The sequence below is a fragment of the Pseudoalteromonas sp. UBA2102 genome (genome assembly GCF_002331165.1).
GTDB classification, from domain to species: domain Bacteria; phylum Pseudomonadota; class Gammaproteobacteria; order Enterobacterales; family Alteromonadaceae; genus Pseudoalteromonas; species Pseudoalteromonas atlantica.
Map to the genome: position 1 here is coordinate 1 of NZ_DCYU01000026.1, position 11,617 is coordinate 11,617.

Annotated in this window: 7 protein-coding genes and 1 pseudogene; 7 read left to right on the forward strand and 1 reads right to left on the reverse strand. The window is 36.8% G+C overall.

Annotation, left to right across the window (positions count from 1 at the left end; all coding sequences use genetic code 11):
* Positions 1–210: 210 nt before the first annotated feature.
* The 4 genes from B2R65_RS02775 to B2R65_RS02790 all read left to right on the forward strand — a co-directional run bounded on the left by B2R65_RS02775 (position 211) and on the right by B2R65_RS02790 (position 5,955).
* Positions 211–1,308, forward strand: coding sequence for a ComEC/Rec2 family competence protein (locus B2R65_RS02775; RefSeq protein ID WP_273609869.1), 1,098 nt, complete (start codon positions 211–213; stop codon positions 1,306–1,308).
* On the forward strand, positions 1,298–2,863 hold the full coding sequence (locus B2R65_RS02780; RefSeq protein WP_286740848.1) for a Hachiman antiphage defense system protein HamA: 1,566 nt from the start codon (positions 1,298–1,300) through the stop codon (positions 2,861–2,863). Before B2R65_RS02775 ends, B2R65_RS02780 begins: the two co-directional genes overlap by 11 nt.
* 1 nt (position 2,864) lies before the next feature.
* Positions 2,865–5,414, forward strand: coding sequence for a DEAD/DEAH box helicase (locus B2R65_RS02785; RefSeq protein WP_273609867.1), 2,550 nt, complete (start codon positions 2,865–2,867; stop codon positions 5,412–5,414).
* A gap of 238 nt (positions 5,415–5,652) precedes the next feature.
* Positions 5,653–5,955: a hypothetical protein gene (locus B2R65_RS02790; RefSeq protein ID WP_182736617.1), complete on the forward strand. Its 303-nt coding sequence runs from the start codon at positions 5,653–5,655 to the stop codon at positions 5,953–5,955.
* Between the two features lie 117 nt (positions 5,956–6,072).
* On the opposite strand, the gene B2R65_RS02795 is transcribed toward B2R65_RS02790, so the two are convergent.
* Complete coding sequence (locus B2R65_RS02795; protein ID WP_286740851.1) at positions 6,073–9,225, reverse strand: DEAD/DEAH box helicase; 3,153 nt, start codon at positions 9,223–9,225, stop codon at positions 6,073–6,075.
* Between the two features lie 616 nt (positions 9,226–9,841).
* On the opposite strand from B2R65_RS02795, the gene B2R65_RS02800 reads away from it, so the two are divergent.
* The 3 genes and pseudogenes from B2R65_RS02800 to B2R65_RS02810 all read left to right on the forward strand — a co-directional run.
* Positions 9,842–10,717, forward strand: a complete 876-nt coding sequence (locus B2R65_RS02800; RefSeq protein WP_286740853.1) for a nuclease-related domain-containing protein — start codon at positions 9,842–9,844, stop codon at positions 10,715–10,717.
* Positions 10,718–11,063: 346 nt separating this feature from the next.
* The gene (locus B2R65_RS02805) at positions 11,064–11,363 is read left to right on the forward strand and encodes a helix-turn-helix domain-containing protein (RefSeq protein ID WP_004589614.1); all 300 of its coding nucleotides are present in this window, start codon (positions 11,064–11,066) and stop codon (positions 11,361–11,363) included.
* Positions 11,353–11,493: pseudogene (locus tag B2R65_RS02810) on the forward strand (type II toxin-antitoxin system HipA family toxin); the annotation flags it as partial. The gene B2R65_RS02805 and the pseudogene B2R65_RS02810, both read left to right, overlap by 11 nt.
* Between the last annotated feature and the right edge of the window lie 124 nt (positions 11,494–11,617).

Below are 11,617 nucleotides of genomic sequence, written 5' to 3' on the forward strand. Positions count from 1 at the left end.
AGCTACGCTTTGTACAGCATCCATGCTGTAAATTACTCATCATTAACTAAGTTTCAGGTGTGATCACGGGGAATTGGAGTATGTTGGTAGGTTGGTGTTTATGGCTCAGGTATCGAGTTACTTCACCAAATAAAATTTATTGAGAGTAAATCATTTAGCTGATATCTCTCTATGAGAGCAAACCATGATTTATGAAAAAGAGACCTTAAGATGCCGAAAAAAAATTGCTCAGTACACTTTTTACCTGCGGGCCAAGGCGATTGCTTTGTTATACAATTTCAAGACGAAAAATTTAATTATCATAATATTTTAATTGATGGTGGGAATCGGACAGCTCTTGATTTTAAAAAACAAAAAAAACAACTTTTGAAAATAATTGACTCTGGTAATCGTGGGAAGTTCGATCTTGTTATAGTTACTCACAGTGATGATGACCATATTAAAGGTATATTAAACCTAATTGCTGACGAGGAACTAGAGCAGTATGTTGAACAATATTGGTTTAACTCTGAAAGGTCGATAGCAAAGTTATTAGGTCATAATTATGAACATACACAGAAATACTCTGTAGTTAAAAATAACAAAGGGGCTGTTAAGTCTTCTCGGCAACAAGATAACGATTTATATTCTATTTTGCAGCTTAGTCCGAAATGGGATGAAAAAGTTATTACGGATAAGACCATATTAGATATAAGTGGGTTAAAAATAACGGTCCTATCACCTTCCCTAGCGAAGCTTGAAGCACTAAACAATTATTGGCCATCACAACCTTTAAAAAAAACGGGTGCAGTAAAGTCGTCTGGCAAGGAAAAATGTGATTACGAGCTAAGTTTTTCGGAGCTAAGGCGGCGCTTGGTGCATTTTGAACAAGATGCTAGTCCGGTTAATGGTGCAAGTATTGCTATTCTTGCTGAGTTCAGTGATTTTAAATGGCTCTTCTTATCCGACTCACACCCTGATGTAGTTGTCGAAAACCTGAAAAAACTAAATTTTTCAGAAAGCAACAAGGTTGTAGTTGATGCTTTAAAGATCTCTCATCATGGTAGTAAAAAGAATACAAATGACTCTCTATTAGAAATGATCGATTGCCAAAACTTCGTAATTTCTGCCAATGGCAATAAAAAACATTACCACCCGAATAAGGAGACTTTAGTTAGAGTTTTAGAGCACTTTGACATTGAAGCAACAAGTTTTCATTTCGTAATTAAAAATAGTGAAATAGAAAAAATATTTTACAAAAACCCTAACATAAAGACTTATTATCCAAAAATAAAAGAAGAAGGTATTGTATTTAATTATGAATGTTGATATTGCAGAGCAACTCTCAGTTACTATTCACTGCGGTGATAAGAACAGCAGTGGAACTATATATGTTAATGAGGGAACAGCCTACATATTAACAGCTAAACACAGTATTTGCCCAAAAGTCATTAATGAATGTGAAGTTATTAATAGAGAATGTAATACATGTGAATTAAAAAACTCTTATGCAGCTAAGGTAACAAAAATCTCAATAGGTAGAGTTGGCCCTGATAACCTTACAATAAAACCTAAAAAGGTTGTGGCTCATAATAATAAAGATTTAGCTCTTTTAGTTTTTAAAGATAAAGATATTCCTTCAGTCGTTAATTTACCGAATATCAAAATTTCTAGTCTTGATGATATAAATAGTAAAGATAAATTTGTCACGTGTGGCTATCCAAATGTTGCCGGAAATGAGGAGCCGCAGCCTATTCATTATTCAGATATGTCGAGGCTAGGGCTTGGTATCAATTTCCAAGTAGAGGGGAATGTTATTTCAAATTTGGAATCAGCAAAGGATAATTTATCTGCAAACTCTGGGGCTGGGCTAATAAAAAAACATGACTCTAAAAACTTGCTCGTGGGTATATACACTAAGACTGGTGATATTAGTGCATCCTTTGGGGAATATATCGACCATTCAGTTAATGACTTACTTAAACTTTCCAACCTTCCTTTGCTGGCTTTTGAAAGCGAGGTAAATGAAATAAGTACTTTAATTAAAAATGACTTTTTAAAGTGCTTTACAAAACTTGAACATGGACTGATTTTAGGTGAAAAGAGAAAGTTAAATCTCTTTACAGTTAAACTAAACGGTAAAAATTGTGATTACGAAAACCTTAAAGAAAGGTTAAATGAATGTATCAGGTTATTCTCTCTACCTAGGAAGATAATTAAACAATATGAGGAACAAAACAAAAATAAAAAGGCCGTTAAAGAAGGTGATAAGTTGTTTTTAGCCTTGGAAAGTGATCATAAGGTGGCAGAACTATTATTGCAGGGTTTTTTAGAGTCTCACTTAAACGCACCAAAGCTTTATTCATTTAATAGTGACCAAAATAAACCAATGCAAAGTGTCCATATTAAATTTATTGATACTAAGTCCTGTGAGCTAGTCTACTCGGCAGCGAAAATGGGAAAGTGCTTACAGTCGACTTTATACGATAGTTTAAATGAGCTTCTTCAGGCAATACCGAATTTAGACGGAGTAGGGTCATTGCTTAGTAATCACCTATTCGATTTGACTTTTGATAGTAATGATCAATCTATATTAGAGAGTATTCTTTTACCAGAGGAGGATGATAAACCTAATAATTTAAATAACTCTTTTTCTCTTTTAATAGGTTTTGACTTTAAATGCAGTGACTCTATTCGATATAAAAATAACATTGAATATAGTTCACTATTTCAAGGTGAAGTAATTGAGGCGATGAGAACTGTTTTGGTTAATATTAAAAAATTGCTAGATGCTTTTAATGTTGTTGATGCTGAGTTGAACTGTTACGTTGTCCCATTTTCAGATACTAAAGAGTTTTGCCAATCTTTTTTAGAGGAGCTATAAAATGGAACGTTTAGGTAACTCACTCGCTAAAAGTGTTCTTGAAAGTAATTACTTTAAAAAATTATTTGTTAAGGCTCATCGTTGCTATTCAATATTAATATTTGATGGAATAAAAGAATACGAATTAACAACTAAAGAGGAAAATGATCTTATTAGGTTTATCGATTTGTTGGCTAATTCAGCATTACCTTCTGCACGAGCAAAAGCCTATCATTTAATAAGCTTGTTGGATCCCTTTATTACAGACAAAGATAAATTCAAAGTAATATCAGCATCAGTCTATTCAAAAATGGGCTTATTTGCCTTGAACTATGACTCAAATTGCCTACCCACAGAGCGACGTTTGGAAAGCAACTTCAAAAAATATCTACATACGACTGCTTGTGGTAAATACCATTTTACTGATTCACAATTTAGCATATATTCTGAGATGGAGATTGCACCATGCTATAGCTTTTCTGGACCTACATCTTTAGGGAAGTCATTTATAATTAAAAGGTTTGTCGAATCAGAAGTTATTAAAGAAAAGTCAAACCTTGTTATTATTGTCCCTAGTCGAGCACTAATTTCTCAATTTCAAGTTGAGTTGAATAATGAGTGCGGTGAAAAACTAAAGAGCAATAATTATCATGTAGTAGCAAATGTAAATGGAAGCGAAGATATAAATAAAAGGTATATATTTATATTAACGCCGGAACGATTATTAAACCTTCATAATAGCAAAATAAATATAGATATTGGTTTTCTTTTTGTAGATGAGGCACACAAGCTTTCAGAGGATGGAGAAGATGCAGAGCGCAGTATTACAGAATACAGCGCTATCGATTTAACAATTAAAAAATATCCTGATTTAAAAGTGTATTTTTCATCACCTAATATAACTAATCCTGAAGTTTTTCTTAAGTTATTTAATAAGAATGTTAAGTATTCAAAATCAATTCAAGAATCTCCCGTAGCACAAAACTTATATGTTGTAGATGTAAATAATAAAATAATAAAAAGCTACGTAGATAAAGATGAACTAAGTATTGATTCATTAATTATGAATAAAGTCCAAAGTGTTGATGATTTTATTTTTGAAATTGGAAATAAACAACACTCTAATATGATCTACTGTTCTAGCCGAGACAAATCAATTGTTAATGCCTATTCATTTTCAGAAAGAATAAATAAAGAAAAAATAACGGAACCACTTGCTGATGCAATAAAAAAAATATCATCTTATATACACAAATCTTACTATTTGGTTGAGTGCCTTAAAAAAGGTGTTGCATACCACCATGGACAGTTGCCACTTATCGTGAGAAATATAATCGAAGAGCTGTTCCGAAATGGCAATATTGATTTCATTTTTTGTACACCTACATTAATTGAAGGTATTAATATGCCAACAAAAAATATATTTATAAATTGTGAAGATAAAATAAGGTTAACTAAAGATAAGAAAAGAAATGCAAACAAAACTTTAACATTTTGGAACTTGGCTGGTCGCGCCGGGAGATATCGAAAAGAGCTTTCAGGGAATATTTTTTGTTTACCTTCAGAAGCAAAAAGTTGGGACTCAAAAGTAATATTCAAAACGAAACAAATTAAATTAACCCCGACAATAGATCTTAAATTAAACTCTAAATCAAGTGTCTTGGAGATAGAGGAAGCCTTAAAAAATAGTAAAAAAGGCGATGTAAATATTAGTAAGACAATCGAATATTTAGCTAATATTATTTGTATTGATACATTACGTTTTCCAAATAGCTTTGAAAATAGTTTCATATTGAAAAAATTTATAGAAAAACATTTAGAGGAGATTTTAGATTTAGCTAAAAATAGAAGTGAAATAGTCCGAGATATTTCTTTTGATATCATAAACTCATACAAATCGCTAAATTTCGAAATACAAAGAAAGGTATATGACTTTGTAAGTAATGATCCTCTACAAAATGTATTACCAGATTTTACTTACGATAGTTGCTTAATCACGTTAAAGAAGTTACACAAGCTATATAATTGGGAAAACACTGAAAAAATCACACCTGCTCAGATTAATTTTTATGCTTTTTTAATGAATAACTGGATTAGTGGTAAATCAATAAGTGAAATGATTGGAAAAGCCATTGAGTATCATAAAGACAATGAAGTTGAGTTGTATATGGATTATGGAAAAAAGAAACCAGTATTCAATGGTAGTAAAGAGCATATTAATCATGTTATTGATAATCTTCTCGATAATATTGAAAGAAAACTAAGATATACTTTTGAAAGATATTTTAACCACTACCATAAAGTTCTTATTACTTTTTTAGGAGAGGAAAAAGCAGGTCAGAACTGGGCTGGGTTTTTAGAGTATGGCAGTAAGCACCCTTTAGTGATTGCTATGCAAAACTTAGGTATATCTCGTTATACAGCACTAAAAATATTTAACGATAAAGAGTTAAAAAAGCACTTAATAATTGACGGGAAAAGTAAGGAGCTAATAGGTTTTGATAAACCAAAACTTTTGAGTGAATTTAAGATAAACACGATTGAATACGATGAAATATCCATGATCTCATAATCACCCAGCCGCTAACTTCCCTGCCTCGTGCCACATTTCACTTGGCATGAAGGAGCGGATAGGGTCAAATCTTGACTTCACACATTAAGAGTGTTCGATGCCTGCTCAAGGCACGGTTTAGAATTTCGGCAAAGACTGAAAAGCGAACTATGGTAGTTCGAAACCTTGCAAGATATGCTACCTTTTAGAGTATCACTAATAAAGTGTTATTTGTTTTGACATGGAAAAGGAGAATTTAATGGCTAGACATCGTGTTGGAAATTCATATTTATCAGATGAAGAGCTCTCTGAGCATCAATCAGAAAATTGGAAAGTATGGATATTTGTCATTGCTGCATTGTGTACTGGGTTTGTTGTAGCAAATATTACAGATGGAAAAATTGACCTAAAATTAATGAGATTTTCCATAATTATTGGCTCTGCTGTTTTAGTAGGTGTTATAGCTGCAAAATTAAGTGAAATTATTCGCTGGGCAGTGTATTTATCTATCGTGCTTGGAATAACATTTTTTGCAGGCTCACTTATTTGGTCGTCGCTGTGATACATATAGCAACCACTGAAGTCGGACTCCCGGAAAAGTGTGTCTGTCGCTTATTGAAGGGTTACTAAAGTCTGCTATCGGCACATAGCAGTTAAGGATGATCAAGCTTAAAATCCATCACCCAACTGCCAATTTCCCAGCCTCATGCCACATTTCACTTGGCATGGGACTGGCTAACTCCCACGTTATATTCATTGGCTGACTGCCGTTGTGGCTTTGGTATTTAACCTCGCCATAGTTTACAAACCCCATGGTTCGGCCGTTTTCGTCTTTGCCTTGCTCGCGCACAAATAACAGGATGGTTTTGCCTGTTTGCTGGTGTTCAATATAACTTAGGCCGCGGCCGTGTTCTGGGCGGGCGCTGTTTTGCGTTTGCCAATGAAACAGAGTGGGGCTGATTGCGTAGTCGTGATACAGCGTGGTGGGCGAGTAGGTTTTTTCACACTTGTTGAGTGTTACAAATAGTAGCTCTAGGTTTTGTTTTTTAAATTCTAAAACACCTTCTCGGGCGGTCGATTTTTTATCAAACGAGTGCGCCCCAAACGCGGCGAGTATTTGTTGACGTGTGTAGCGGCTGTGTAATTTTATTGCATGATTAGGTAAGCACGTTAAATCACTTTCTTGTTGGTGAATACGGTTTATTAATAGCTTAATTACTTGTGCAAGTTCGTACTGCAACTCTTTATGTTTAAGTGCATGTAAGCTTTGCTCAAGCGTTTTAAAGCCTAAACTCGTGCCTGTGTTATCCCAAAAGTTGTAATGCGCCATAAGCGCGTACTGTTGGTTTTGTGCTGTTGGGGTAAAGCTAAAGTCGTTATTACATAAATCACGTAAAAAGTATAAGTAACTAAGCGAGTCGCAGCCGAGTAATTGAGTGTTTATAGCGCGGTAAAACGCGGTGTAGATATCGGCTAGGTCTGCGGGTATTTCATCGCCTTTTAACCAGTGCCAGCCGCCGAGTCTACCGGCTTTAGGTTTGTAAATATCTTCAAGCGTGACTTGTGGGTTTATGCGTAAAAAATTACTTAGCGTTAGCGCGTCATTAGTGTGTTGCGAATAGCTATTTATGAGCTGCTGTAAACGGCGTTTATTGTTTATTGCTTGCTGAATATTTTTTAATATTGTTTGTTGTGTGCGCTTTTGTAGCTCAATACGGCAACCCAGCGGCAAATGTGGGAAGTTGTTTTCAATCTCGGTTTTTATTGGTTGGTTACTTTTACCAATTAGCGCGCGGAATTTACTGGCAAAGTCGTATTCTGGGCGGGCATTGCCTACAAAGTCGAGTACCGTACAGCATTGCTTTTGGCTGTTGTCGGGCAGGCGTAGGCCACGACCAAGTTGCTGCAAAAACAGTGTTAAGCTTTCAGTCGGGCGTAAAAATAGTAGAGTATCGACCTCTGGAATATCGACCCCTTCGTTAAAAATATCAACTACGCAAAGTATTTGTATTTCACCCAGGCGTAGTGCTTGCTGTTTAGTCGCGCGCTCATTAGTGTTTTTGCTGGTCAGTACATCGGCGTTTATGCCTGCTAAGTTAAACTTTTTAGCCATAAATTCTGCGTGTTTTTGGCTTACACAAAATGCCAACGCTTTAATGTTGTGAACATTAGTCACTATATCAGCGAGGCTGGATATAATTTTGTTAGCGCGGCTGTTTTCCCCTGTATAAAGGTTACTTAGCTCGGTTATATCGTAACGGCCGCCGCGCCATGTTATTTGGCTTAGGTCGGTATCGTCATCTAATCCAAAGTACTGAAACGGGCATAAATGGCGTTGGTTTATTGCCTCTGGTAAGCGAATTTCGGCGGCTATTACACCGCAAAAGTCATCGAGTATATTTGCGCCATCATGTCGCTCTGGTGTAGCGGTTAAGCCAAGTAATATTGTGGGCGCAAAGTGATTTAATATAGCGCGATAACTCGCTGCGCTTACGTGGTGTACTTCGTCTATCACTATGTAGTCGTAGTAATCATGCGTTAAATTAAGCGATTCAATTTGGCTGTTCAACGTTTGGATTGATGCAAATAATTGGTTGTAGCGTTGTGGTTTGTAGTTACCTACCCACAACTCACCAAAGTCATTATTTTTAAGCACGCCACGGTAAGCGATTTGCGCTTGTTTTAGTATTTCTTCGCGGTGGGCTACAAACAAAAAGTGTGCGTTTGGGTTTTTATCGTAAACGGTTTTAAAATCGAACGCCGATATTATTGTTTTACCTGTGCCCGTTGCAGCAACCACTAGGTTTTTAAAACGATTATGCACGCTACGTTCAACGCTTAGCTTTTCTAAAATAGCTAGCTGGTGTGTTTTTGGTGTTATATCAAAATAAAACTGGCTGCTTGATTGCCCAACACCACGCTGCTCTTTAAGAGAATTAATGAGCTTTTCTTTACACTCAGCTTTGCCTGTAAATAGCTCGAAATCTGGCGATTGCCAGTAGGTTTCAAAGGTACTTTTGGTTTTGGCTATTATGTGTGGTATTTCTTGCGCTGTAATTTTTAAGTTCCACTCTAGGCCGCTAGTAAGCGCCGAATGCGATAAATTAGACGAGCCAATATACCCAGTATGAAAACCTGTATTACGCATAAACAAATATGACTTCGCGTGTAAACGCTCTTGTTGATTGTTGTAACTTAGCTTTACCTCGGTATTTGGTAAGTTTGCTAAAAATTCAACCGCCCTTGCATCCGTTGCACCCATGTACGAAGTAGTAATTACTTTGAGTTTATTGCCGCTTTTGGTAAAGGCTTCAAGCTCATTTTTAAATATGCGCAGCCCCGTCCATTTTATAAATGATACAAGCCAGTAAATAGTGTCGGACGACTTAATCTCGCGCTTTAGCTCGGTTTCGAGGGATATACCCGCATTCGCACCGCTAAATAATTCGCTTTGTGTGAGGCCTGTAAGTGGGAATATATCGCTTGAGTAATCTTTAAGGTTAGCTGCAATTGGGTTTTGAGTATTAAACAGCGCGGTAAGTATTCGACCTTGGCTGTTGATCAGGTTTTCGTTGATCAGCTCATCATCGCGAATATGATCTTTAAGCCAAAGTACAAGGCTGTTGGCGAGGCTAATTTGCTCTTGCAAACGCTCGTTAGAGTTAGGAATGGCATTTATTGCATGCTCAACAAGCTTGCCCAAAAAGCGTGAAAGCCATGTTGCGGCCTCTGCCGATTCTAGTTGGCGTTCGCCCACATAAAATTGATCACGATTTAAGTTTTGCTCAATTACTTGTGTAATCAACTGCTCGTAAATACCAATTTGCTGCATTAAAACCACTCCCTGTTTGCGAGTAGTTAGTTTACTTAAAAGTGCATTGTAAACAAGCATTAACTCATTATTGAATTGAAGGCTGATGCTTAGGCCACTCCCCCGTGATCACACCCGAAATTGAATTAGTGATGAGTAATAGCAGCGCATGGATGCGCGTTAAGTGATGCTTATACACGGACGTGTTTCATCGCGTTTACGTTCATATCATTAATTTAAATTGAGGAGATAGTGTGATCCTCGGGGCGCCGAGAGATTTCAAAGAGAAGTCGGCGGTTACTTCTCTTTGGTTGCCATCGCCAACGCGATATTTATGAACTGTTTGTATTATTTCAAAAGCTCTGCTTTTAGCGCGAGCAAGCTTCGCGCTTACGCCGAGTTTTAACAGAACACTTTGATATAACCTGTAGACGCGCAACTTGTTGGCGTTTTAAAAGCAGGGCTTTTACGGTGTTAATTTATTAAGTAATGAGAAGCTACGCTTCTAACGTGAGCAAGCTCTACGTCTACAGGTGTTTAGGTGAAATTTGTTGAATAGATTGTACGGAGTTTGAATAATGCGACATGTACCTGTTTTTAAGGTATAACGTAAACATTGTGATTATAGGAACCCATCATGGATGATTTATTAAACCAAGGTTTAAGCCTTTTAGTTATTGTAGGTAGTGTTTATTCCTTATTAGGCGTTTTGTTTCTCAAAATATGGCTTCATCAAAAAAATGCAAAACTACCTGTAGATCGTAAAAAGCTTAAACGTGTTGCTGCACAAACACTTAGTGAGCAAGTAAATGACAAGATTGTTGATGTAATAGGGCTTATTTTTTTATCTGCTTTAATCGTTACGATGCCTTTTGCCATTAAAGGGATTGCTGAAGTATTAGCCAGCGGCGAGCTAAATTACTTTTTGGTTATTTTAATTGCATTGGGTTTAGTTTATGTAGCAAGAAAGCTTTGGGTTAAATCAAACCTTTTGATAAAGCTTAAACTTGGACGAGATGCGGAGCTTGCCGTTGCCTCGGAGCTTATAGAGTTACAGACACATGGGTACCAAGTGTTTCATGATATACAAGCAGATGGGTTTAATATTGATCACCTAGTGGTAGGGCCAAATGGTATTTTTGCTATTGAAACAAAGGGCAGGCATGAACGAATAAAAGACGATACAAATTACAAAGTTAAATTTGAGAATAATCATTTAGCATTTCCCTCATGGTTTGAAAGTAAGCCGCTAGAACAAGCCCAAAAGCAGGCTAATTGGGTGAACAAATGGCTACAAGAGGCAACGGGTTTTAACACTCAAGTTTTCCCTGTTTTGTGCTTTCTTGGTTGGTTTGTCGAATTAAAACAGCGCCCACTCTTTCCAATTGTTTCGCATAAACAAATAGTGAAAACGATTCTTTCGATGCGACAAGTAAATTTAAACCAAGAGCAGCAACGTGCGATTTGTTATCAAGTAGTTCAGCGTTCACTGCATGAAAGTAAAGCAATTTAAAAGCCTAGCTTTTTTAGCGTCAGCAAGCTTAACGCCTACGGTGGGAATAGGTTAAAGGCGCTAGGGGTTAGTCTGAATTTATAGCCCGTTGCTCGCGGCTCGTTACCCATAGCTTACTGTCTTCTCATTTACCCTCATTCACTTCTCTTTGTGCATATATGGTTTTAAGTGATTTATTCACAAAGAGGTTATGAAGCGCTGCGCTGAAGAGGTAACGCAAAAGGGACTAGGCGCTTTAAGTTCGCTCCTCGAAGCTCATTACGTCTCTATTTAAATAATATTGCAATCATATTAAATACCGCTAAACTAATCATTAGTTTATTAATGACCGATTAGGTAGTCATTTATGAGATCTGAACAAGCATTAAAGTTGGCGCGTCGCTTGGGTGATTTAATTCGTCAGCATCGTACTTTACTTTATACCCAGAGCACGTTCGCTAAGATGATTGGTGTATCTCGCTCCACGGTACAAAAGCTTGAACAAGGAGAGGTAGTAAAAAGCGATATATTGTTTGAAGCCCTTGTTGTTCTTCAATTGCAGGGCTCATTGCTGGATGAAATTAACGAGCTAGCCGCAGATGTGGGCGGTTATAATGCAAGACAGCGTAAAAGCAATAAAACTCAGGTGATTAACGATGACTTCTGAAGCTTATGTATTTATTGACGGTTTAGAAGACAGCCCCATAATTTGTGGTTTTTTTAAGTTAAATCCACAAACTGGCCGAGGTGAGTTTAATTATGGTAAAAGTTACCTTGCGCGCTCTGATGCGTTTGCGCCCCTTGGTTGCCAACGCCAACGCCATCACCAACGCGACATAGGGAACTAAAAATACAGAGCGCGAGCAAGCTCGACGTTTACAAGCGCGATATAAAATCGCACCTACATGTTAGTGCCTTTCT